The sequence below is a fragment of the Methanosarcina subterranea genome (assembly GCF_055385895.1).
This window is the reverse complement of sequence record NZ_AP042426.1, coordinates 1,333,830-1,358,760: the sequence shown is the minus strand read 5'-3', so window position 1 is coordinate 1,358,760 and position 24,931 is coordinate 1,333,830. Positions and strand designations below refer to the sequence as shown.

Genomic DNA, 24,931 nt, shown 5'->3' with positions numbered 1-24,931 from the left:
CCAAAGAAAAGACAACCTTACTGTCCTAAGGTAATGATGGAGTTAATAAACAAAAAAGTTAGGTATAAAAGGACTTTCATCTTTTTGGGCATGTTATTCGAAGAATATCATGTGCGTTTTTTTAGTTGGAAAAATTTTGGGGCTGGAACCTTTTCAGGCGACAGGAGATTTTTAAGAGAGAATTTTTATTTGTTGAAGTGGCCTCGATAGCAAACGGTAAGACTTACCTGACTGGGAATTTTGAAAGCTTTGAAGACGTCAAGGACTTCCTTGAATGCGAGTTGAACCACCTTGAAACCATTAATTTATTATATTTATTAATTCCTCGATTGATAATAATTTCTTATTCCTATGAACCATTCGATGGCAATTTGAACATAGAGGTACCATATCGGTTTTATGATTCACGATTTCTTTTCCTTCGTATGATGAAAGCGGATAAAGATGGTGAATTTCTATAAATCCTTCTCCATGCTCACCATATTTTTCGTAGAAATCAAAACCACATGCTATACACTTTGCTCCGTGATATTTCAAGGCTTCAGCACGTAATTTTGGATTTCTTTCGTAGTTTGTTTGAATTCTCGTTTTTTCTTCGCCTTCTGTGAATTCGTCTTCCTTTACCGTATCGATTTTTTCGGCATCATCCAAGGGAATATCAATTGCTTGAAGACTGAATTTTCTGGGTTGATACCCCGAATGGGAAATATACCGGAATCTCCCCAGGTATTTAAAGGCATAATCTGAATATTCATTTTTCCTTTCTCTATAAAAAACCAGTATTTCGTTTCCTTCTTTTGAATGATTGATTATTTTATCATCTGTCCTTCCTTTTAATTGTCCTTCATAATTCAATATCTGACCATCAAAATCATCCTTATAATCGGTTCTATCGGGAGTTTTGTGTTTAGTCACAAAAAGCCATATCGAAGAATGACCTTTTGGTTGAAAGATCCCGTTATTGATTGTTGCATCGATTATCTCGAATAGTCTCTGTAGATCTTTTCGTGAGTATCTAGAAAAAAGGTTCAGAGAGTAAGATGTTTTCATAAGCCTATAAAATACATAATAATACTTAAGCTATTTTTAAAAGTTCGGGCTCATACGCCATAGTTTTATCATAAAAGGTTCCAGTGTTAAATTTGTTAAGGATAAACCAATCAAGTTTCTAAAAAAGTGGATAAATTATAAACAAAAAATATTATGGGTGAATAAAAATTCATTTGCTAGAATAACACTACGCAATTTTCAATTCATCGGAGGCTCTTTTTTGATCTGCTCTACCAACAGCTTCAACCTTTCCTCTCTCTTAGCCTTACTTTTTATCTCACATTGCCAGACTATAATAACATTCCAACCTTCATCCTTCAATTTTTCGATATTTTTTCGGTCGCGAGCCACGTTATCCGAGATTTTCTTTGCCCAAAACTCGGCATTCGTTTCCGGAAGTTTGGAAGCTTTGCAACCCTCGTGCCCATGCCAGAAACAGCCGTGTATGAAAATTACGGTTTTATATTTAGGGAGAACTAAGTCGGGTTTGCCGGGGTACCTCTCGTCATTAATCCGATACCTGAAACCTTCTGAAAACAAGAATTTACGAACCAGAATTTCAGGCTTTGTTTCCTTTCCTCGGATTTTGGACATTATTTTACTGCGTTTTTCTTTTGAGTAGATGTCCACGATTAAAATGTCCCCGAGTTTCTTTACTTTGTTTTTCTCTCATTTATATTAATAGATTTTATATTATTAATGGTTGTTTGAATTTCAATGAAGTTGTCATCTTTTTTCTGAATCCATCTTTTCAGAAACATATCATGCGTGGAATCAATGCAGTTCTTACTATCAACAAATATTTCATTTCCCAATATCCTAAATTTCTCTTTGAAATCCTTTGTTGTGTTAAGTCTATTTATTACTTCATTTTTATTTGGATTATATTCTAACAAATGATTAGCTAGATCCGAGTTCCAAATAATTTCCTCGGGTACGAGTTGGGGTAAATAAAAAACATTTTTGTAATAATATGTTAGGTAATTCAATACAAAATTTAACTCCTGATTTTTATCTCCCCCCTCTGAATTACCATCAGTATGAAACTTGATGTTACAATCGGTTTGTTTTTTCAATCTTTCCTTCAGTTTCTCTAAAAATTTAGAATCCATTGAATCAATTTTTCCGTATGGGAGTTTATCTACATCCAAATGTTTTTTTGTAACTTTTTGATCTCCATCAAAAATAACAAAAAAGTTCGATTCAGGATTTTGACTGTACACCCTAATAAAATCAGTTTTGATCACGGAAGCTCCGCCTGCGTGAAATTCTATATCAAACAATGGAGCCGTTTCTGGACCAATTTCATTTATAATGGACTGAAGTATTTTTTGAGATAGTTTATCTTCGACAATTATCTTTTTCTTTGTGTTTGGATTTTGACCGATAAAATAAAAGGCTTCTTCAGGCATTCTTTCATTTTCTACATGAAATTTTCCATCAGGAAGTTGTGTGAATACTTTGACAGCATTTGGAGGCAATTCTTCTATTAGATTTGCTGAGTGTGTTGAAATTACTACTTGAAGATGTTTGTTTTTTATTTGTTCCAATATAAATTTTTTAAGCTTTTTCTGCGCCCCTGGATGAAGTGATATTTCAGGTTCGTCTAGTAATACTAAAGAGTTCTTTTTTACATTCATTAATTCGTGCACAAGAGTGGCAACTGCAATTTCTCCACTCCCTGCAAAGGCTTCGGAATAAACAACATCAAATGTTGTGAAAAGGATTGAATTGCCCCACTCTTGAAAAAATTTATGATTTATGATTTTTCCATCTATGTATTTTTTATTTAATATTGATGACATTATTTCTAGTTCATCTTTGGAGATATTTTCAGGTTTTTTGTTTTGTTTTTTAGGGCCACATTTGATAATTTTATCAGTATCGATTACATTTCTCAGAAAAGTAGATTTTATTCGCAAAAAATCCTGGGGAGTTTTGGATTTTAAGTTATCAGGAGTAAAATAATAAAAGTATTTATCAAAAGCACTTAATATAGAACGAAAATCAAGATATAAAACATCCATTTGGATTGGGGGATTCCTATCTTTTTCATCACGCCTTTCTACAAATTCCATGCCGTACCGAATTATTGGTCTACTCGTTTCCCAATACTCTGGATTCTCTTTTCTTTTACTTCTTTGCTTAAGTACTTCAACTCGTTTCCCATCTTCATGATAAGCATAAATTATGGCAGGTCTTTCTCCAGATATCTCTATAGGATCAACTTTAGTTGAAAACCAAAATTTTCCAATGCTGTGATCGGCAGGACACCCATAAAGTGCTTGTAATGTAGAGCTTTTTCCAGATCCGTTTTGACCTACAAAAACAGTTAACGGGAAATCAAAAGTAACCTTAGTATTTTTTTCGAGATTTCTATAATATGGAAAACGAATATAATATATGAACGGGTTGAAAACTCCCTTACTTTTCATACGGTCAATTGTATTAATAAGACTTCCAATATCTTCATCCATTATTTTTTCCTTCATTCATTTTGACAAATCTTAATCTCTATTGAAAAGAACAATTTCCCAATTTTTAATAATGTAGGCCCCTATTCTTCTGGCAAGTTCCGGTGGTACGGCATTCCCTATCTGTCTGGATATTGAGGCTATACTTGGTCCTTTAAATACATAATTCAACGGAAAAGTTTGTAATGTTGCTCCTTCTCTCAAAGATATGGCTCTATCTTCCTCAGGGTGGCCGAATCTGCCGTTAGATAAACTATGAAATTTGGTTGTGATAGTGGGTGCAGGTTTATCCCAACTCATACGGCCGTAAACATCCCTGAAATAATCATCTTTGCCTTTATAGGCATCAATTTGAAGTTCGGGGTCGTCTTTCCATCCGTAACGATCCCCACCGTCTTTCTTGGTTTTCCGGATTCTTTTTTTGTTATTTTCGGAAAGATTTGCCGAAGTGTGAATAAAATCAGTTTCATCCCTATGTCCGGCTTCGATAGCCGGGAATCCTTTATGTGTACCTATAAAATTTTTTACAATCAGCTTATCATCAGGTTCACCCTTAGGAATTTGAATATGATCAGAAACTCTGGTTGCTATTAGTAGAAATCTCTTTCGATTTTGAGGTATTCCGTATAAATTCGCATTAACTATGGCAGGATCACACTTGTATGATTCTTTTTCTAAAAAGACGATAAAATCCCCCAAAACATTTTCGTCTTTGTATTTTAAAAAACGAGGCACGTTTTCCACTACAACATAACCGGGTTTGAACCATTTCACAAAGCGTTGGAATTCTCTCAGAAGGTCTTTTGTTTCAAGGCTTTTATCCTTTTCAGTGTTTATTCTCGTCCAGTATTGACACGGACTGCAACCTATGAATATTAATGAATCGTCATTTTTTACAATTCCTATTTCTTTGGCAAGTTCTTTCACAGAGTATTTGTGAATATCTCTCTCAATATATTTACTCCCGAAGTTATTTGTTTCATAAGTTTCTTTGCAGTTGGGGTCATTATCAATACCTGCCAGTACTTTGATTCCCGCCAAAGACATACCGTACGTCATACCACCTGCACCGCAAAAAAAATCGACCGCCTTTAATTCGTTTTTCTCTTCACTTTTCATCTTGTACCCTGCACTTAACTCTCTAGAATCAAAAAATTTAATATTGAGACTTTTGGTATCTTGTTCAATATTATTAAAGATCACTATTTAAGATATAGAAAAATTGCTTCATACTTTTGTATCACTTTGTGAATTCCCCCAAACTACACCTTTAAATCCCATACCTCCCTTTTCTATCCACAATATAACTCTCATAACTTTCATCCGGTGACACTTTTATGAAATGTAGACTTTGCAAATATTATCCCGAGGACTTCGGTGAGCTTACTGTTGACGTTTTGCATATGCACATGGAGTTTGACATCTATGACGACAGGACGAATGTGAAGTCCCTGTTAAGGGTCAGGACAAAGGATGCTCCTATTGAGAAACTGGAGTTGAACTGCAGGGACCTTGAGATCAGGGCTGTGAGCTGCATACAGTCTGAGGTTTCTTACAGATACAGACAGGATGATGCAATTCTTGAGATTAATTTCAGGGATGAGGTCCCGCCGCATACTGAGATTGTGGTTGTTACGGATACGGTATGCAGGCCGACCAGGAATATCCTTGAGGGGCTGTACTACGACGAAACGCCTGCAGGAGCTCCTCCGCAGCAGATCACGCAGTGCCAGCAGTGGGGGTTCCAGAGGATCGTGCCCTGCATTGATGATATGACTGCAAAGTGCACTTATAAGACAACCATTATTGCAGATTCGAGGTACACGAACCTTATCACAAACGGGGACGTGCTCGTAGGGAGGCATACCGTAAAGCCTGGGCGGGACAAGATTGTTTATGACAATTCGATAACTCCGATGGCAACCTATCTCTTCTTCCTCGGGGCAGGGACTTATTCGACTTTTGTACGGGAGTTTGAATACCCTGATGGGGGCATTTTCACGCTCGAACTCCTGGTGCCGCCGGATTCAAATGCCTGGGCTGCCGAAAAAGCGCTCGATATCCTGCACGACTGTGTGATGTGGGTCTACCTCTTTACAGGGCCCGAACAGTTCGACCAGGATAAGCTGCAGGTCAGGGAAAGGCTCTGGGAGCTTGTCCGCAGGCGGGAGAAAATTAAACTTGAGGCAAAACCCGAATCAGGGCAGGAAGAAGGAGAACTCGAAAAGATCAGGAAAGAGCTTTCAGAGCTTGTCGAAACCATTACTCCGGGGTACAGATATACAGGGACCGTATACCGGGAAATCGGGATGCAGAACTCGGACTTCGGGGGCATGGAAAATGTGGGGAACACCACGATTACCACAAACCGCATCATGCCTTTCCCGCAGATAACGGACCCTGCTTTTGAGTACATGATAAGGGTCAAGGTGCACGAATATTACCACAACCAGAACGGGTCCGAGGTCACGGGAAAGAGCCCGTTTGAGATCTGGCTGAACGAAGCTGTGACCGTGCACGTAGAAGAGCAGTACCATGCTTTCCTTTTCGGCGAGGACTACCAGAGGCTCGGGAGGGTGCTCGAACTGCTTGCACCTGCGTCCGGGACTTTTGCCCTGGACTCGGGAGCTGCTTCCATGCCTATTATCCCTGACGGTTTTAATGACCCCAATGACCTTATCACTGCGGTTACATATGTAAAATCCCCTGAATACGTACGCATGGTCGAGACTCTCATAGGAAAGGATACTTTTGTCCGGGCCCTGGACCGTTATTTTAAAAAGTTCCAGCACTCCAATGCCTCCACACAGGACTGGATAGAAGTTATGGAAGAAGAGAGCGGAGTGCCTTTAAAAGAGATGGCCGAGACCTGGCTGAAGCAGACAAAGTTCCCTGTGGTCGAAGTCTCTGCCGAATACGACAGGCCTTCCCGGAAGTTTACTTTCTTCCTCAAGCAGCACTTCCCGGCTGGCGGAAAGCCCTGGGAGTTCCCGTTCAAAGCAGCCCTTGTGGATGAAAACGGAAAAGACCTTGCTGAGGTGCTGGTAAGAGTCAGCGGAGAGACTGCAGAGATTCCGGTTGAAAACGTGGACATGCCTGCCTTCCTCTCCCTGAACAGGGGGTACTCTTTCTATGGGAAACTTGTTTACAGAGCAAGCCAGGAAGAACTCCTGCTGCAGGTCAGAAAGGACAGCGATATCACAGGCAGGTTTACAGCCTTCCATACCCTTGTGGACCGGGAAAAGCTGAGGCTCCTTAAAGTTTCGGGTTCGGCCCCCTCTGAAGACTTTATAGAACTTTACTACAGGCTCTTTAATGACCGGCAGCTCCTTGAAAGGGCAGGAGGGCAATTCCTGACCATCTTTGAGTCCGTAGAAGATGAAGAATTCGCCCACCGCTATCAGGCACTTTATGATGTAAAGCAGAAGCTACTGAAGGCAGTTGCCTGGAAATACAAAAACTCCCTGATTTCTGCCTACCACTTCTTTGAAAATGTTTCGGTTCCCGGGGATGCGTCACTCGAAGAAACAGCAAGGGTAATCAAGAGCAGGCAGGCCAAAAATATCTGCCTCGGAGTCCTTGCAACCCTCGATACTCCTGACATCCACTCCCTGATAAAACAGCAGTTTGAAACTGCAGCCTGTGCAACAGACAGATTGAGTGCATTTGCTGCGTACCTGAACAGTTCGGCTCCTGATAAGATAGGAGTCCTGAGAGCCTTTGAAGCGGAGTCAAAGCAGAACCTTATTTCCTGGGAAGCCTTCCTTGCAGTAATTGGAAACAACAGCAGTGTCGATGCAGTCGAACTGGTAAGGGAAATGGAAAGGTCAGAAGCCTTCAGGATTGAACAAACAAACGACCAGCGTGCCCTTTACGGAAGCTTTGCCCGCAACCGCAAGAAGTCCCTCCAGACCGAAGAAGGCAGGACTCTTTTTACAGAGATCCTGAAAAAACTGTCTCCCGTAAACGAATACAGCACAGTCAACCTGCTCAATGCCTTTGCAAACATAGACCTGATGGAAGCAGAATACCATGCTCCGCTGGTAAAGATCCTAGCAGACCTCCTTGAAGAACTGGACCCTCAGAAGTTCCCCAGCGTCTACAACAGGACCAGAGTACTCCTTCTCGGAGCCCCGAAAGCTGTCGGAACTTACGGGAAAATATATGGAAAAGTCCCGGCTCTACTGACGGAAAGCCTGGAAAAGAAATAAGCTATTCTGAAAAGCAATCTGCCTGACAGGACCGGTTACTCTGAACCCTGTCAGTCAATTCAGCCCGGAAGGAGCCTAAAACGAATATTTTCCTTCCGGGATCTTTTTTGCACCCCTTCAATTGTGCTGGTCTACAACCGTATGTGGTTCATTTTTCCCGAGTTTCACTTCCCGAGTTTCACTTCCCGAGTTTCGCTGCCCGAGTTTCGCTGCCCGAGTTTCGCTTCGGGATCACAGGAAATCGAAGATTTTCTGGGAGTTGCACTGCAAGTGCAACAGCACGAGGTCTGTTTCACTCGCTTCGCTCGCTCAAGCAGACTAACTTATAAAACTATAGCTTTTACCTTCCAAATTGCGCCTCGCCCGAATTGAGCCTCGGGAGTACGCGGTCCTTTTCGCTCCGCTGCGCTTCGCTCAAGAGGACTAAGTTATGAGTTTTAGTAGTGAGCTTTGCTCGGATGATTTATTCAAATATTCATGACCAGTACAACCTTATTCACCATACCGGATCGTCCTGTCACACTCGACGCAGAAGAGCGACTTTTCCGAAAATACGAAAATGAAGAAAAAAGAAGAAAAGAAAAACTGGAAAGTAAAAATGACATAAAGTCTGTGAGATACAAACAAAATAGAATAAAATTCTATATGAAGATGCTCTTTTCAATGTCTGCTTTTTACTGCATTCAGAATTACTCTTTCTTCTTTTTCTTTGAAACATCGACAGACAGGTTGGCGGAGGCATTTATTTATCCTACAAATTGAAATTCAGCTTTCCGGAGCCAGAAGAACAGTTTTTCATGCAGGGTGACGTTTCTCTATATTTTTCGGTGTCTTTTAGTTGTATTTATTTAGAGAGATTATTTTCTTAGCTTGTGAAGGGCCGGCTGCAGCCCTGTGCGACGCAAAAGAGAAAAACGGGAAATTCCGTTTTCGGATTCCCGGAATATATTAACCGGAAGATAATGGATCACTATTCTATTTCATGTATTTTTCTCTTGAAGTCCTGTTGTACAGCTGTGTTTTAGAAAAAAGAGTTTAGTCTCCATTGAAGTAGTTTCCAGAATTGAATTTGAAGATTACGAACCGAATTTGAAGATTATAAACCCAATTTGAAGATTATAAGCCGAATTTGAAGATTATAAACCCAATTTGAGGATAGTAGACAGGAAGAATATATATTCAGAAAAAATAAATGCTATTGGGGCTTTTTACAGGATATCATGATTTAGGTATCGGGGATGATAGAAGGACATTAGGGGACCTTGAAAATCTATTTCTGGACACATTCTCTTCCCTGTTCAATGTTGTAGGCTCAGTCCTTATAGTGTACGGAGGGCTCAGGGCGACTGTAGAGATAATTCTGCTTGAAACCTTTAAGAAACATTATAAGTACGAGCATATAAGAAGAGAGCTGACAAACAAACTCGTATTTGGGCTGGAATTTTTCATTGCAGCCGATGTCCTGAGAACACTGAGGGACCCCACTCAGGGAGAACTGATTGTACTGGGAACTGTGGTGCTGATAAGGACAATTCTAGGGTATTTCCTGAGTAAAGAGGCCACGGTATATCATCTGGATTGAAAACTGAACATAAGATAGTTAGACCATAGCGTACCCTTTCTTGCATGTCCTCGCTGCTGTGTAACACAGGGAATAAAACAGAAAGAATGAATAAATGCCCTTAAAAACGGTCGTACATTCTTTTCGAGAAACTTTTCAAAATATAGGATTTTTTAATCAGAAGTATGGGATTATTTTTATCAGAAGTATCGGATTCTTTTTATAAACTTATCAGGAGATTCGAGTTACTTATTTTCCTTGAAATTCTCAGGAGATGAAAACCCATACATTTCTTTCACGGCTACTTGAGAGCAGGCACAACTTCAGGACAGGGAGTAACCTGAAAACAGCATAATTTAAAAGCAAGTAACGTGTTAAGGATACAAAATATTATTAAACTCTAATATTATACTAATCCGAAATCCAGATTATTAACCTTAAAATTCTAAGTCCAGATTGTCAACCTGAAACTCCGGGTCGTGCTGACCTTAAGTTAGGTACCGTTTTAGACCCGGCATTAACCTTAAATCCAAAAATCAGACACAGGAGCAATTTAATGTATCATTTGAAATGTATCGAGTGCGGTGCAGAGTATTCTAAAGATGAAGTAATCTATACCTGCAGCGAGTGTGATGGGCTGCTTGACGTTATTTACGATTATTCCTCAATTGAACTTGACATGGAAAAACTGAAGACCGAATGCCCTTCGGTCTGGAAATACGCAAAACTTCTCCCTATTGAAAGGGAGCCTGTGACTATAAAGGAAGGCGGGACTCCCCTCTACAAATGCGACCGCCTTGCTGAAAAAATAGGAATTAAGGAACTTTATGTAAAACACGAGGGCATGAACCCGACCGGTTCCTTCAAAGACAGGGGGATGACAGTTGGGGTTACAAAAGCGCTTGAACTCGGTATGAAGACCGTCGCCTGCGCATCAACCGGAAATACCTCAGCCGCCCTTGCGATCTACGGGGCAAAAGCAGGAATCCCTGTTGTTGTGCTGCTTCCGGCAGGAAAAGTTGCCCTTGGAAAGATAGCCCAAGCCCTGATGCACGGAGCAAAGGTCCTCAGCATCCGCGGAAACTTTGATGATGCACTTTCTCTTGTGCGCACACTCTGTTCCCAGGAAAAGATCTATCTTTTAAACTCAATCAACCCATACAGGCTGGAAGGCCAGAAAACCATTGGCTTTGAAATTGCAGACCAACTCGGCTTCAAAGTGCCTGACAGAATTGTCCTGCCCGTAGGAAATGCAGGGAATATTACTGCTATCTACAAGGGATTCAGGGAGTTTAAAATACTCGGAATAACGGATTCTCTTCCGAAAATGACCGGAATCCAGGCAGAAGGCTCCTGTCCCATAGTAAAAGCCATAAAATGCGGGGCTCTGGAAATTACTCCTGAAGAGCACCCGGAGACCGTTGCAACTGCAATAAGGATTGGAAACCCTGTAAACGCAACAAAAGCCCTCAGTGCAATCCGGGAATCCGGCGGGACTGCGGAGTCTGTAACCGACGAAGAAATCCTTGCAGCCCAGAAAGACCTGGCAAGGCTCGAAGGCATAGGGGTCGAACCTGCAAGCGCAGCCTCGGTTGCAGGGCTTAAGAAACTTGTTGATATGGGTGTTATAGACAGGGATGAAACCGTTGTTTGCATTACTACAGGGCACCTCCTTAAAGACCCTCAGACTGTGATTGATATCTGCGAAGAGCCGACGGTTGTTGATGCAAACATAGAATCCATCCGGGAAGCAATTTTTGGAAAGGCAAAATAAAGCCGGAAAAACGTAGTCGATTAAAGGATCAGATTAATTAGATTAATCAGATTAATTTAAAAATCAGATTAATCAGAGAGTCAATTAATCAGAGAGTCAATTAATCAGAGAGTCAATTAATCAGAGAGTCAATTAATCAGAGAACCCTACCAGTTAGATAAGAAGATAAGTATTTACGTGTCGGAACCGTAAGCAGTTGAAAGATTGATAGCCGGTGTCCGGTATCCTTCAATCCTTTAATCCTTTAAATTTTTCCGGATGTCTTATCAGCTTCCCTAACCGTTGCTGTTATTATTCACATCTTATGATTCTATTTCAGATTCTTTTATACTATAATAATTATCTGTGGGCGTGAAAATGAATGGAGCAGGACTATAAGCCTCACGATATCGAAGACAAATGGCAGAAAAAATGGAATGAGAGCCGGATTTTTCAGGCTGAACCGGATAAGCGGGAAAAGTTTTTCATAACAATCCCCTACCCCTACCTTAACGGGAACCTGCACGCAGGACATACCCGGACCTTCACAATAGGCGATGTGGTAGCAAGGCACAAAAGGATGCTCGGGTACAACGTACTTTACCCTATGGGCTTCCACGTAACCGGCACACCTATTGTGGGACTTGCCGAACTGATTGCGAGCCGGGACCCGCAGACAATGGACGTCTATGAGCGTCTGCACGGGATCCCCGGAGATATCCTGCCTACGCTCGATACCCCCGAAAAAATTGTGGATTATTTCAAGCTGGAAGCCGAGAAAGCCATGCGCATGATCGGGTACTCCATTGATTGGAGGCGAAAGTTCACAACAACTGACCCCACATACAAAAAGTTCATAGAGTGGCAGTACATCAGGCTTGGAGAAAAGGACCTGATCGTGAAAGGTTCTCACCCGGTGAAATGGTGCCCGAACGACAACAACCCTGTTGAAGACCACGATATCCTGCACGGAGAAGAAGCTACAATCGTGGAGTATACTCTAATAAAATTCAGGCATAAAGACCTGGTCCTCCCCTGTGCCACCCTCAGGCCTGAAACAACATACGGAGTGACTAATCTCTGGATCAACCCCGAAGTCGGCTACGTAAAAGCCAGGGTTGAGAAAGACGGAAACGAAGAGTTCTGGGTTGTCAGCAGGGAAGCTTTTAGGAAACTCACCTTTACGGACAGGACAGTTGAGTATATTGAGGATGTGCCTGCAAAATCCATCATAGGGATAAAACTTACAAACCCGGTAACAGGAAATGAAGTAATCTCCCTTCCCGCGTCCTTCGTAAGGCCTGAAAATGGAAGCGGGATAGTGATGAGTGTCCCTGCACATGCGCCATTTGACTACCTCGCCCTCCGCGACCTCTATGACGCCGACCTGAGCGAGTACGGGATAACCGAAGACCTCAGGAGAATCGAACTGATTTCTCTGATCCAGGTGCCCGAATTCGGTGAATTCCCTGCAAAAGAAATCGTCGAGAGCATGGGAATTGCAAACCAGAAAGACCCTAAAGCTGAGGAAGCCACAAAGATCGTGTACAGGAGAGAGTTCCACGGTGGAGTCCTTAAGGACCTTACAGGGAAATATAAAGGATACCCGGTTTCCAAAATAAAAGACATACTGACCAGGGACTTAATTGCTTCAAACGCAGGAGAAGTCTTCTATGAATTCAGCGAACCCGTGGTCTGCCGCTGCGGGACTCCCTGTGTTGTAAATATGGTAAAAGGGCAGTGGTTCCTTAACTACTCAAATCCTGATTGGAAAGCAAAGGTTTACAAATGCCTCGACCAGATGCGGATTATTCCCGCAGAGTACAGAGTCGAGTTCGAAAACAAGGTTGACTGGCTCAAGGACAAGGCATGTGCCCGCAGGAAAGGGCTTGGGACCCGCTTCCCCCTTGACAAAGAATGGTTGATTGAGTCCCTCGGGGATTCGACAATCTATATGAGTTATTATATTATTGCCAGGTTTATCGAGAGAGGCGAGCTTGCCCTTGAACAGCTTACCCTTTCATTCTTCGACTATGTCCTTCTCGGAAAAGGCGATTCTGCAGCAGTTTCTGCGGAAACAGGCCTCAAACCGGAACTCGTGGAAGAAATTCGCAGCCACTTCAACTACTGGTATCCGGTTGACCTTCGGTCTTCCGGAAAGGACCTTGTCCCGAACCACCTGCTCTTCTTCCTCTTCCATCATGTAGCTCTCTTTGAAGAGGAAAACTGGCCAAGGGCTCTTGCAGTAAATGGTTTTGTCTCCCTTGAAGGACAGAAGATGAGTAAGTCCAAAGGGCCTATCCTGACCCTGGAAAGTGCGGTCAGCGCTTACGGTGCAGATATAACAAGGATGTATATCCTCTCAACAGCCGAACAGACCCAGGACGCCGACTGGCAGAAAGCAGGAATCGATTCCGCCCGCAGGCAGGTGGACAGGTTCTATTCCTTTGCAAAGGAAGTTATCGACAGCGGAAAAAGGGCAGACCTCAGCACAGAGCTAAAGCAGATCGACCGCTGGATGCTTTCGAGGATGCAGAATTACATAAAAGAGACAAATATTGCCCTTGACTCCATCCAGACGCGGGAAGCTATCCAGAACTCCTTCTTCCTGCTCCTTAACGATATCAGGTGGTACCAGAGGAGAGGCGGAGAAAATCTGCTTTACTACGTGCTGGACAACTGGGTAAGGCTTATGACTCCTTTTACCCCGCACCTCTGTGAGGAGATCTGGGAAGCCATGGGGCACGAAGACCCGATCTCCCTTGCCCAGTATCCGCTCTACAATGAAGACCTTATAGATGATGGCGCAGAGCTTGCAGAAGAGGCTGTAAAGAGTACGCTGAACGATATTGAAGAGATCATAAGGGTAACAAAGATGACCCCGCAAAAAGTCTACCTCTACACCTCGCCTGCCTGGAAATCCGCAGCCATAAATTGCGCCTGCGAACTGCAGGTAGAAGCTCCCCTTGAAGTAGGCACCCTGATCAAAACCCTGATGGCAAACCCTGACCTGAAGCGTTTTGGCAAGGAGATCCCGAAGTTCGTCCAGAAAATAGTGCCCGAGTTCAAGAGCGGGAGTGCCGAGCGCTACGAGACCTTTGCCTACCTCGGCCTTGATGAACAGGCTCTCCTGAAAGAATCAGCTTCTTTCCTGGAAAAAGAAATTGGCTGCCCGATTGAAATCCAGAGTGCTGATTCGTCGGAGTATGACCCGCAGAAAAAGTCCAGGTTTGCAGAACCTCTGAGGCCTGCAATTTATATTGAGGCAAAGAAGGAAGAGTAAAAACTAATAGGGGAGATTTTCTCAAACCCCTATAATCAAGGAACTCTATAAGAGCATGGAAGATACGGAAAAACCTCTATAACCACGAAGATGAGGGAAACGCCAAGAAACTATTCCGTATCTCCTCTATTCTTTTTTGTATGCTTTAACTTGATTTAAAATTAGTAAGGAATCTTGCACATGGCAATAAATAAAAATCAATAAAGCTCGGTTCTCCGATCTTCAAAAACAGGAATTGCTTTTCGGATTTCATCTTTTCCGGACAGGTCAAGGTCGCAAACAATTACGCATTCTTTATCCCCTGCATCGGCTTTTACTTCTCCCCAGGCATCGATAATCATTGAGTTTCCGAAGTAACTGCAGTCAGGAGCAGAACCTGTACGGTTGCAGGCGATGTGAGGGATCTGGTTTTCGATTGCTCTTGCCTTTGCAAGAATCTTCCAGTGCTCGGACCTTGGGTTAGGAAAGGCGGCTGTGGTCACAAGCAGATCAGAGCCGGAAATGGCCAGTTTTCTTGCAATTTCGGGAAAGCGAATCTCGTAACAAATCTCAAAGCCAATTTTCAGGTTTTGCTTTTTCAGGGCAATAGGCTCTATTGAACTGCCCTTTGAGAAATAACTATTTTCTTTTTTGAAAGGGTGAGTTTTACGGTAAGTGCCTGCAAGGTTTCCGGACTCAAAACAAAAGCCGAGATTATAGTAGAAAGCAGAATTGTAGAAGAGAGCAGAGCTTTTACTTTCCGGTACTTCCTTTTCTTCTCCGGAAAAATAATTTACCCTCTCTGTAAAATTGTTTTTTCCACCATCTCTTCCACTTTCTTCTCCAATATATTTTCCAATAGACTCTCCACTACCTTTTCCACTTTCTTCTCTAATATATTCTCCAATATCTTCCCCACTATCTTTTTGAATAATTGAACCCAGGATGATACAGTCGTTGGCTTCGGAAAAACATGCCAGGTTCTCAAGAACCGGGGAAGGAAAGCTTTCTGATGCATGATCGAGATTTTCATAGCAAAAGCCTGTGGAAAATACCTCGGGAAGAACAACTAATTCGGCTCCTCTCTCAACGGCCTTGAAAGCCATGTAAAGGGCTTTTTCAAGGTTTTCCTGCTTCTTGCAGTGAAGCACATCCATCTGGATACAGGCAACTTTCATATTTGGACCAGCAGTATAAGGTATAGGTTAATATTTGCAGCTTGAGTCCTGCTTGTAATTTCTATCTGTATAAAGGTTTACAGGATTGAATATCTCAGGATTGAATATCTCAGGATTGAATATCTCAGGATTGGTATTATTGGTCTTTCAGGGCAGCAGAGTGGTTTGCTTGCTTTTTGCTACGAGACCTTCGAGGTCTATCCTGTGTTTTATCATCCCTGCAAGTACTTCATTTGCAAGCTTTGTTACCTCTTCCCTGTTCTCCCGGATTTCATATGCAGGGTCATCAGGGGGGATCTCTATTTTAGTTATATCGGCTCTGGCCTTTTTCAGGTAAGAGTCGGGGGCTTCACAAACAATTCCGGGTTTTTCCATGTACTGGTCAAGGTGCTTCTGGGTGATCCCTGCAAGTTTTAACTCCCTGCGGAAACAGGGCCTTTCGAAAAGTCTGGAAATTACATACACTCCGACAGGAATCCGGAAGTCCAGATCGATTTTAAGGAGTTGGGTCCTGAAAGTGAGGTAAATGTCATCAGGATTGGAGGAATCTGCTAGCCTGAGTTCCCTGCTTTTTTCTTGCAGAGGCTCCCTACCTTTTTCAGGCAGAGCATAGATTTTGGCAGGGGGGACTTCGATCTCCTCCAGAAGTTCAAGGTCCCTGAGTGCCCTGAGGTAGCCAGTAAGAACCAGCCTGTGTTCTTCTATTCCTCCAGCTTTCAGTTCCCGCGAGAGTCCGCTTATTGAGAGCTGCCTGCCGTCAAGCAGTTCTATAACTTTAAGGTTGAGTTTCTCTGCCATTTTCTCTGCCTTTATATCGAGATCAGGGTTAATTAATAGTAGTTCTGTCTTCAGGCCTTAGGCCAGAAAAACACAATCTCCTGCTACAGTAACGCATGTAATCAGGTCCGCACTTCCGAAAGCCTCCGGAAAAAACTGAATTTTTTCCCGATTAAAAAAACTGCGGACAGGAAAATTGCAGGGAGTAACACACGATGTAATTATCCTGCATGATATAAAGCTTATGAGAGATTTTGATAAAGGGCTGGAAAGTAAAAGAATTTCGGTAAAAAGTATTAAAAAGAGAGAATATCAGTAAAAATGCATAAAAGTAAAAAACTTTAGAAGTTACAGACAAGCTTTGAGCAAATCGAATTATTAACAGAGATGGATAAAAATAGAAGGACTTCAGGTTGAAAAAAACACGTTAAAATCTCCTGAAAAACTCATTAAAATATAATAGTATAGAAATGAATTTCTACAATCCACTAACATGTGAAGAAACACAAATCGGATTTCTGTCCAGCGAAATTGAAGGGCAACGCTTAAAAATAATAATTGCTATCTGATTTAAGCTTAAACTGGTGATATTTCAAGGATGTAAAAATGATTGCAAAGTTAATTCCAAGAAAAGTATTTTTTACAAGCGGAGTCGGTACACACCCCGAACAACTGGAATCATTTGAGGTCTCACTTCGGGATGCAGGTATCGAAAAATTTAACCTGGTAACTGTAAGTTCTATCTTGCCCCCCAAATGTGAAATTGTGACAAAGGAAGAAGGTTTGAAAGAACTGAGCCCTGGAGAGGTAGTTTTCTGTGTAATGTCCAGAATATCTTCCAATGAGCCCGGGAGAACATTGAGTACTTCCGTAGGATGCGCACTTCCCGGTGACATTAGCAAGCATGGCTATATTTCCGAGTATCATGCTTACGGGGAAAATACACAGGATGTAGGAGAACATGCCATAAAACTTGCAGGAAGCATGTACAGCACCTGGACAAATGAGGCACCTCTAAAAACCTTCAGTATTCCCAGATCATCCTTCTTACAAGAAAGCGGGAACTGGATGACAGTAATATCCGCAGCAGTTTTTATTATTTAAACAAGATGAGTTCCATACAGGGTTTCGAGTCTTACACGGACTCAGGTAATACTGTTGCTTCATATACATTATAGCAGTATTATACAGACATTATTTGTTTACAGATGATGTATATTTACAGATAGTACATATTTACTGATACTGTCTGTTACAACGCTTTGTTTACCGATATACCCCCAAGATCACTCATCAGAGCGTTATTATCAAGTATTCAGGTTGTTATCCAGCACCTGAACATCATTGAAAGCTATCCAACCATTTACAACTATCTTAGAAACAATCTATTACACTCATTTCACTCTTAACTCATAACCATAAATACAGCAAATCTGTCTTCCTTCGGAGAAGCCTGTATCTGTAAGGAGTCCTCAGGCAAGAGGGTCTGCATATATTGATATTTAATAAAAAATATATAATCCTTTAACGTTATTTGCGTCTCTTACCGTTTATTGCCGGGCACCTGTAAGACAGGATGTTAAGGGTCACAGGCAAAACCTATCGCGATCTGCTTATTTATGTGGAGAATGGTATGCATCACAATGTATTTACAAACAACCCAACCGTTCCAATTGATGTAAAGGACAGGTCTGTAAGTGAATTAATGGACGGAATGCTAAAGACCGGCTTCCAGGGCAGGAAACTGGCTGAGTCGGTCCAGGCCTGGCATAACATGCTCAAAGAAAAGGACACGACTGTGCTTATGGGCTTATCCGGAGCCATGGTTCCTGCCGGCATGCGCAGGGTAATTTCCTATATGATCCGGGAAAGAATGATCGACTGCCTTGTAAGCACAGGGGCAAACCTGTTCCATGACTCTCACGAAGCCCTTGGCAGGAAGCACTATGTGGGTTCACATCTGGCTGATGATGAAAAACTTTTTGAACACGGTGTGGACAGGATTTATGATGTCTTTGCAGTTGAAGAAGAATTCAGAACTGCAGATAACCTGATTGCGGATTTTGCAGAGGAAATTGGAGAGATCACCTGTTCCTCAAGAGAGTTCATGTATCTTCTTGGAAAGGAGCTTGTAAAGAGAGGAGCTGCTGAGGACTCAATAGTAGTAAGTGCATACAGGCACAACGTCCCGATATTTGTACCTGCACTGTCAGACAGTTCCATAGGCATAGGGCTTACTATTGCAAGGAGAAGAGGGCTGAAACTTGAAATAGACCAGATAAAAGATGTTGACGAAATCACTCAGATTGTGGAAAAATCAGAACATACAGGTGTAGTCTATATAGGAGGCGGTGTCCCGAAGAACTTTATCCAGCAGACAGAAGTAATAGCTTCTATTCTGGGAATGGATATCGGTGGGCATGAATATGCTATCCAGTATACTTCAGATTCTCCGCACTGGGGAGGACTCTCAGGCTGCACTTTTGATGAAGCAGTTTCCTGGGGTAAGATCGCAGCTCAGGCAAAAAAGGTACAGGTTTTTGTGGATGCTACCATAGCCCTCCCAATTGTTGTCCATGCACTGCACGAGAAATCACGTGACCTGAAGCGTAATGCCCCTGTTTTTTCCTGGGATGGCCCCGAAGGGCTTGATATTACTTATAACGAATAATCACATTACAAATCTTTATTATATTTGAAAGCTGATAACATAAGGCGAGAAGGAGAGGACATAAATGGGTAAACGAACTCGAATAATTAACGATCCTTCCTATTTAGTACCATTACTCAGGACTTTTGGATCCAGAACCCATAAAAGAATATTCGATGCACTTTCTAACAAATGGATGACAAGAGCGGAAATCGATGAGTTTATAGGTTCGGACTCATCAAAAAGCCTTCATATTCTGAAAAAAGCCGGGCTCCTTGAAAGTCAGTGGAGAGTCCCCGAAGCAGGACAAAAACCCTCAAAAGAATACCACAGTTCTTATTCAAAGGTTCAGGTTAACTTTCAGTGCTCCTTTGAAGACCTCAGCGACATCATTATGCTGACCTTCAAGCCGTATGAAGAAGTTAAGGATGCTATGGAAGAACTGGAAAGACTGGTAGAAGAGGGCAACACCTCAATGAGCAACCTCACAAGGACTCTTAATAAGAATCCGTTCTATATTTGTGCTGTTGCCCGCAGGTCCGAAAGGCTTTCAGTAATGGGGCAAAGGCTAAAAGTAATTGAAGATGTTGAGGAGAATTACGATTGATGATTAAAATCCTCCAGACAAAGAGCGGAGTAACCAAGTTTCAGGTCCTTATTGAGATCGCAGCCCACCAGCCCAATGTAAGGCAAAAAGAGATTGCCGCAAAGATCGGAATAACCCCCCAGGCCGTTTCCGAATACATTAAGGAGCTTGTAAATGATGGGCTGATTGTCACTGAGGGCCGCGTCCGGTACAGGATAACAAAAGAAGGCGTAGAATGGGTCCTTGAAAACGCCGCCGAAATGAAGCGATATGCCCGCTTTGTCATGGAGGACATAATCAGCCATGTCTCGACCTGGACAGCCATAACAAAAGAAGAGGTCAAAGAAGGCCAGCAGGTTTACCTGAAAATGGATCACGGACTCCTGTATGTTAGCAGCACGGAAAAGACAGGAGCATCAGGAACTGTCATATCCGATGCCGCCCAGGGAGATGATGTGGGAGTAACCAGCCTCAAAGGTCTTATAGACCTGGAAAACGCAACCATAACGATCTGTAAGGTTCCCAGAGTTGAGCGCGGAGGGTCAAGAAAAGTGGACCTCGAGCGCCTGAAGATGCTTGCAAGTTCAAAACCCTATATAGCAGCAATAGGTGTGGAGTCGTTAATTGCTCTTCGCAAGATAGGCATAAGCCCCAATGTCATGTTCGGGACAAATGAATCAGTTATCGAGGCTGCATATCACGGACTTTCATCCCTGGTGGTCTCAGTGGATGAACAGGTCTCTGCTCTTCTGAACAGGCTAGAAACTGAGAACCTTGAGTACGAACTTGTTGATCTGACGCTTGAGTAATTTTTTTCCTTAGTTTTAATTTCCGGTTCGACAGTCCTAAACATATAGATTTGGGACTCGAACCTGCTGTTTTTTCATAATTTTTATCAATAGCAGTTCTGGTAACCTGGTTGGTAATAGATCTAAGATTAAATAAAGACTAAATAAATTTCAAGTTTAAGCTTAACTTTCAATATTAAGCGTAAATTTCAAGTCCAGGTGCATCTCTCAAGTCTTACAGTTTACGCTGTACATTTTTATTCTTAAAAGGCATATTTTACGTTATAATGGAGGCTTACCATGAAACTGATCGCAATTTCCGATACCCACCTTAAGACAGGAGAAATTCCCCTGCAACTCCAAAACATTCTTGAAAACTGCGACCTCATTGTCCATGCAGGGGATTTCAGTAACGTAGAAGCATATAAGGCATTCAATGCCAGTGGCAAGCTGAGAGCTGTTTACGGAAATGATGATACTTTCGAACTCAGGCAGCTCCTACCCGAAAGGCTGAAATTTGAAGTTGAAGGGGTAAATATCGGGGTGGTGCATGAAGGAGGGCTTTCAGTTATGGATACAACTGCCCAGGGTTACCTCGCAAAAGAAATGGGAGTAGATGTCCTGATTTTCGGGCACCTTCACCGTCCTTTGATTGAAAAGAAGGATGTAATGCTTGTGTGCCCGGGTTCTCCGACAAAACCCAGAATGTCAAATCCGAGTGCTGTGGAACTCATAATTGAAAAAGGAAGTATTAAAGGCAGGATACTTAATCTTGAAGGAGACAGCTGTGAATATATAAAATTCCGGGATGCCCTGAAAACACAAAAACAGGAAGAAAATAAATAAAAGAGGAGCCTGAGCGCCTGAGGCTGACCAGCAAGTCTTAAAAAGGTAGAAACAGAACATGCTAAGGTTTTTGTTGTTAGAAATCAGGCACATGCCTCGCTAGGCGAGGTCTCCGGAACTATGTATTTGACGGACTCCGTCAGTTCACATAGTCTCCAGTTTGAACATTGAACCTGTTCCCTGAAGGCTCAGGTAGACTTTGTCCCCAAACTCGAGGATCTTCTCTACACCGACATTGCTGTTCCAGTTATACACAAAGTCATAGCTGCCCTGCATGGGTTCAAAACCCAGGGACAACAGTCTCTGATTGACCTCAGACGGGCGAACTCCTTCACTACTGAACCAGACCACAAGATATGTTTTCACAGGATCATCCCATATACTAATTTACTAACTAATTTTAGCGTTAAATCTTATTAAAACACTCGTTGCTCATTTTATATCATGTTTCGTTTATTTATCTATATTTTGCCTCTTATTGTTCTGATACCGTGAAAACTGGAAAAAACTTATTCAGTGAAGAATAATTTTGGAGTGAATTATATGGAAGAGAAGTAAGAAAAAACGAAACAAAAAGCAAAAAGAAACAAGAAGCAAAAAACAAATCAAAACAATAAACGGAAGAAAAACAATAAACGGAAGAAAAGGATTCAGGACCATTCAGGAAGCAAAATGCTTATTGATTTAAAAAAATGAATTCAGGGTAAAAAACCCTGAGTTTCACGATTACTTAATTAGAACTTAAACTACAATTGCTTTTACAATACTCAGACATTATCTTTAAGGGACTCGATAGCTTTTCTTACCATTTCACGATAAATTTCGATATCAGTGGAATAGTGTTCTTTTGCAAGCTTTGAGTTAGCATCTTCCTGTGCCTCAACTGCCCTTATCCGTTCGAGGGTCTGCTTTGCGGTATCGAGTACCCATAGATTTCTTGTCAGTTCATCCACCTGCTGGACAGATTCCGGGCGAATAGAGGTCAGGACATTTCCATCATCTGTAGTGTATGTGCTGGTCTTGCCAATCACCGCAACAAAAGCTGGCAGTTCGCATTCGGCAAGGAATTGAGCGGCTTCTGGCTGGTACTGCCCTGCGTATATAAGGAAGGAACCTGTCGGGTCGGAAACCCTGCCCCTCCAGTATTCGGAGTCAGTGCCTATATCTTCTTTTTCGATAAGAGTGCCCACAATGAAAATGCGGTTCACTTTCGCCCCTGTCGGGGTAAGGAGATACTGCGGAGCATACTGGTCGCTTTCGTCCCTGGATGTGAGGTTCGAGTCTTTCAGTTCCTGGGCAAAAACTCTGCGCGATACTTCTCTGAAGAAACCTGCCATTTACTCCACCTCCAGTTCAGCAAGCATTTCATCAAGAAGCTCCCTGTCCAGAGAAGCCATTGGAGTAATCGAATCCACAAGGATATAGCGGTCAAGCTTGTGTCCGCTGACAGTATAATATTTGCCGACAAGCTCGTGTTTCAATTTGTCCAGTACAACTCCAGGATCAAGGGCATCTGCAGCCATTGCTATGGCGCTGTCAAGGGATATACCTGCAAGCTCTTCGGTAAGCTCTCTGTTTATCAGGGCGTCCTGCGTGGAAGTCCCCGAGTCAAGGACTGCTTTTATCCGGAGGTCATATTCTCCTTTGACTTTCCCATGCTCTGCACAGGCGCCTTTAACCAGAGCCCGTTTGCATTCAGGACACCGCTTTATAAGTCCGGAGCCGGTCTGAATGTCAATCATTGCCCCGAAGTATGTAAATACGGAAGTTCTTACTTCAATATCTTCATCGAGAGTTTCTATAGAGCTTGACTTGTTAAGCTGAACCTGAGCCTTGCCATTCCACTCGCTAACGACTACATTTTTCAGCATGTAACTCTTGCCTTCTTCCATATCCGGAAGTTCGGAACTTGCCCAGTTAGTGAATTTGATGACACCGGTTTCGTCTCCGATAAGCCCTGCCTGTTCTATAGATTCATGGGAATTTTCCCAGAGCTGGACAACTTTCCCTCTTACCGTAGCCCACTGGTTCCCAACAAGGTCTACAATATTTCTGAGTTCGGCTTCCCTTGCTGCAGGAGTGAAATCGCCACCTCCAACTTCAACAGGCTCGGAGAGCTTCTCAATGGAACTGTTCTTATTGACCTGGACCTGGAACCTTTCGTTGTATTCCCCAACAACAACGCTTCGGAGAAGATAGCTCTCTCCCTGCTCAAGGGGAGGAAGTTCGGCATTTTTCCAGATGGTAAACTTTATGATTCCAGTCTCATCTCCAAGAAGCCCAACCTGAGAGATGGATTCATGAGTATTTTCCCAGAGCTGAACGACCTTTGCCCTAAGGTTTGCCCACTGCCCATTTTCCGTAATATCCGCAACTTTGGTAAGCTGAGGCTCAGCCTGCCTGACATAAAATTCATTTTTAGGAATCGAATATTTCTTCAAAAAGTAGTTTGTTACGCTTCGCTGTGCTTCATTTGAAGGCACTTTGAACTTCTTAATCAGCTCGTCGAGTCTGCTTTCGATGTCCTCAACAGGCACATCGATACCAAGTTTCATAAACCGGTCTCTAATGGATTCTGCAGTTTGTTTCATCTTAATTCTACCTCAAGCCTCATGGTTAGTTTATCTTATTGAGAGGCACTCTAAATTATCGCCGCAGAGGATATAAAGTTGTGTGAAGCGGGGTGAAAGTATTCAACCTGCAGGAAGCGGCTGCCCCTGAAAGAGCCCTGACATGGAGAATTGCAAAGCCCGAAAAAGTATTTGCTCCGTACAATTAATCCGGTTTAGAGGAATGAGTTCATTCTTTCAAGGCAGTCTCACATATCCTCAAAGAAACTTTACTGTCTTCCCCTGCCCTCTGCTTCGAAATTAGCCTCAAATTCCTTTTATATGCTTTTCTGATTGGTTATGTAACAGGATAGTTGCATTAATCATACAATTGCTCATCAGTAGACCTGTTGTTTAGATTGCCAATAACCATCCAATAATCTGTCCACAAGGTACTTTGTAATAAAAAGTTATTTGCAGTGTTGATCGCACTGTTCGTAACACCAGTAACTTCATATGAAAGTTTTTCTAGTAACTTTAGAATAGATTGTGTTTTAATATTGATATATTTTGGGATGTCAGGCATCATCTAAGAATTAAAAAACATATAAAAAGATTTGTATTATATTCGATGCCCTAACTTTAAGAATTAAATATTTTTTACACTATACAATAGTTTTCCGGAAGTAAAAATGTACGGATCAGGATTCATAATTTAGAATTTCAAACTCGCCATTAATTTTTTACCAAAAAATAATTCTATAAAGGCGAATGGTCTCAGAGTGATTGTCAATTATTTTAATAGATGAACCTGTTTACCTTTTAAGGTACTCCGGAGTAAGACAGCGTTCTACTCCAGAGTAAGACAGCGTTCTACTCCAGAGTAAGACAGCGTTCTACTCCAGAGTAAGACAGCGTTCTACTCCAGAGTAAGACAGCGTTCTACTCCAGAGTAAGACAGCGTTCTATTCTCGAGAAAGAAAAATCCAGAAAAAGAGCTATGCCTATCACAGGCAGGGTCCTGCCAGAATTTTGGTATTATTGAAATTCGTAAGCCCTTCAAAAATCATGGACCCCAGACCTATCCCACCTATAAGAGCTGTCAGAACTGCAATACTGTTGGCAAGGATGGCGGCAAACTTAATTCCTGCAAATATGGCAGGATATGCATTCGGGAGCCTTACATGCCTGATAATCTGAAATTCTGTCAATCCAACTCCTTTTGCAGACTCGATCTAGAGAAGGG

Annotated in this window: 19 protein-coding genes; 9 read left to right on the top strand and 10 right to left on the bottom strand. The window is 42.3% G+C overall.

Translation table 11 applies throughout. The features are described from left to right. Positions 1 to 300 precede the first annotated feature (300 nt). The 4 genes from ACZ5A8_RS06085 to ACZ5A8_RS06070 form a co-directional block, all read right to left on the bottom strand. On the bottom strand, positions 301 to 1,050 hold the full coding sequence (locus tag ACZ5A8_RS06085) for a DUF3427 domain-containing protein (RefSeq protein ID WP_464532809.1): 750 nt from the start codon (positions 1,048 to 1,050) through the stop codon (positions 301 to 303). Positions 1,051 to 1,248: 198 nt separating this feature from the next. Next, positions 1,249 to 1,680: a very short patch repair endonuclease gene (locus ACZ5A8_RS06080; RefSeq protein ID WP_464532808.1), complete on the bottom strand. Its 432-nt coding sequence runs from the start codon at positions 1,678 to 1,680 to the stop codon at positions 1,249 to 1,251. A gap of 23 nt (positions 1,681 to 1,703) precedes the next feature. Further along, positions 1,704 to 3,527: an AAA family ATPase gene (locus ACZ5A8_RS06075; protein ID WP_464532806.1), complete on the bottom strand. Its 1,824-nt coding sequence runs from the start codon at positions 3,525 to 3,527 to the stop codon at positions 1,704 to 1,706. Between the two features lie 30 nt (positions 3,528 to 3,557). After that, complete coding sequence (locus tag ACZ5A8_RS06070) at positions 3,558 to 4,643, bottom strand: DNA cytosine methyltransferase (RefSeq protein WP_464532805.1); 1,086 nt, start codon at positions 4,641 to 4,643, stop codon at positions 3,558 to 3,560. 218 nt (positions 4,644 to 4,861) lie between these two features. Here ACZ5A8_RS06070 and ACZ5A8_RS06065 point away from each other — a divergent pair, with 218 nt between their 5' ends. From ACZ5A8_RS06065 to leuS, 4 genes are all read left to right on the top strand, one after another. Beyond that, on the top strand, positions 4,862 to 7,735 hold the full coding sequence (locus tag ACZ5A8_RS06065) for a DUF3458 domain-containing protein (RefSeq protein ID WP_464532803.1): 2,874 nt from the start codon (positions 4,862 to 4,864) through the stop codon (positions 7,733 to 7,735). A 1,192-nt stretch (positions 7,736 to 8,927) separates the two neighbouring features. Beyond that, positions 8,928 to 9,317: a DUF1622 domain-containing protein gene (locus ACZ5A8_RS06060; protein WP_464532801.1), complete on the top strand. Its 390-nt coding sequence runs from the start codon at positions 8,928 to 8,930 to the stop codon at positions 9,315 to 9,317. A gap of 535 nt (positions 9,318 to 9,852) precedes the next feature. Next, positions 9,853 to 11,070 carry a threonine synthase gene (gene thrC, locus ACZ5A8_RS06055; protein WP_464532800.1) on the top strand — a complete coding sequence of 406 codons (1,218 nt, stop codon included), beginning with the start codon at positions 9,853 to 9,855 and terminating at the stop codon, positions 11,068 to 11,070. A gap of 361 nt (positions 11,071 to 11,431) precedes the next feature. Next, complete coding sequence (gene leuS / locus ACZ5A8_RS06050; protein WP_464532798.1) at positions 11,432 to 14,332, top strand: leucine--tRNA ligase; 2,901 nt, start codon at positions 11,432 to 11,434, stop codon at positions 14,330 to 14,332. Positions 14,333 to 14,529: 197 nt separating this feature from the next. Here the strand turns inward: leuS and ACZ5A8_RS06045 are convergent, their stop codons facing one another. Next, positions 14,530 to 15,489, bottom strand: coding sequence for a nitrilase-related carbon-nitrogen hydrolase (locus tag ACZ5A8_RS06045; protein WP_464532797.1), 960 nt, complete (start codon positions 15,487 to 15,489; stop codon positions 14,530 to 14,532). A 147-nt stretch (positions 15,490 to 15,636) separates the two neighbouring features. After that, positions 15,637 to 16,287: a hypothetical protein gene (locus ACZ5A8_RS06040; protein ID WP_229391807.1), complete on the bottom strand. Its 651-nt coding sequence runs from the start codon at positions 16,285 to 16,287 to the stop codon at positions 15,637 to 15,639. Between the two features lie 585 nt (positions 16,288 to 16,872). Here ACZ5A8_RS06040 and ACZ5A8_RS06035 point away from each other — a divergent pair. The 5 genes from ACZ5A8_RS06035 (at position 16,873) to ACZ5A8_RS06015 (ending at position 21,136) form a co-directional block, all read left to right on the top strand. Continuing rightward, complete coding sequence (locus ACZ5A8_RS06035) at positions 16,873 to 17,370, top strand: pyruvoyl-dependent arginine decarboxylase (protein ID WP_229391808.1); 498 nt, start codon at positions 16,873 to 16,875, stop codon at positions 17,368 to 17,370. A 529-nt stretch (positions 17,371 to 17,899) separates the two neighbouring features. Further along, positions 17,900 to 18,937: a deoxyhypusine synthase gene (locus ACZ5A8_RS06030; RefSeq protein ID WP_229391809.1), complete on the top strand. Its 1,038-nt coding sequence runs from the start codon at positions 17,900 to 17,902 to the stop codon at positions 18,935 to 18,937. 64 nt (positions 18,938 to 19,001) lie between these two features. Then, entirely contained in the window at positions 19,002 to 19,523 is a 522-nt protein-coding gene (locus ACZ5A8_RS06025; protein WP_322222515.1) for an ArsR family transcriptional regulator, read from the top strand. After that, entirely contained in the window at positions 19,523 to 20,311 is a 789-nt protein-coding gene (locus tag ACZ5A8_RS06020) for a DUF7839 domain-containing protein (protein ID WP_464534034.1), read from the top strand. Before ACZ5A8_RS06025 ends, ACZ5A8_RS06020 begins: the two co-directional genes overlap by 1 nt. A 279-nt stretch (positions 20,312 to 20,590) precedes the next feature. Beyond that, positions 20,591 to 21,136, top strand: a complete 546-nt coding sequence (locus ACZ5A8_RS06015) for a metallophosphoesterase (protein WP_229391811.1) — start codon at positions 20,591 to 20,593, stop codon at positions 21,134 to 21,136. A gap of 144 nt (positions 21,137 to 21,280) precedes the next feature. On the opposite strand, the gene ACZ5A8_RS06010 is transcribed toward ACZ5A8_RS06015, so the two are convergent. From ACZ5A8_RS06010 to ACZ5A8_RS05995, 4 genes are all read right to left on the bottom strand, one after another. Continuing rightward, positions 21,281 to 21,502, bottom strand: coding sequence for a hypothetical protein (locus tag ACZ5A8_RS06010; protein ID WP_229391812.1), 222 nt, complete (start codon positions 21,500 to 21,502; stop codon positions 21,281 to 21,283). Positions 21,503 to 21,903: 401 nt separating this feature from the next. Continuing rightward, on the bottom strand, positions 21,904 to 22,473 hold the full coding sequence (locus tag ACZ5A8_RS06005) for an RPA family protein (protein ID WP_229391813.1): 570 nt from the start codon (positions 22,471 to 22,473) through the stop codon (positions 21,904 to 21,906). Then, positions 22,474 to 23,727 carry a replication protein A gene (locus tag ACZ5A8_RS06000; protein ID WP_464532794.1) on the bottom strand — a complete coding sequence of 418 codons (1,254 nt, stop codon included), beginning with the start codon at positions 23,725 to 23,727 and terminating at the stop codon, positions 22,474 to 22,476. It abuts the gene before it with no gap. Positions 23,728 to 24,692: 965 nt separating this feature from the next. Beyond that, complete coding sequence (locus ACZ5A8_RS05995) at positions 24,693 to 24,896, bottom strand: ABC transporter permease subunit (RefSeq protein ID WP_464532792.1); 204 nt, start codon at positions 24,894 to 24,896, stop codon at positions 24,693 to 24,695. Positions 24,897 to 24,931 lie beyond the last annotated feature (35 nt).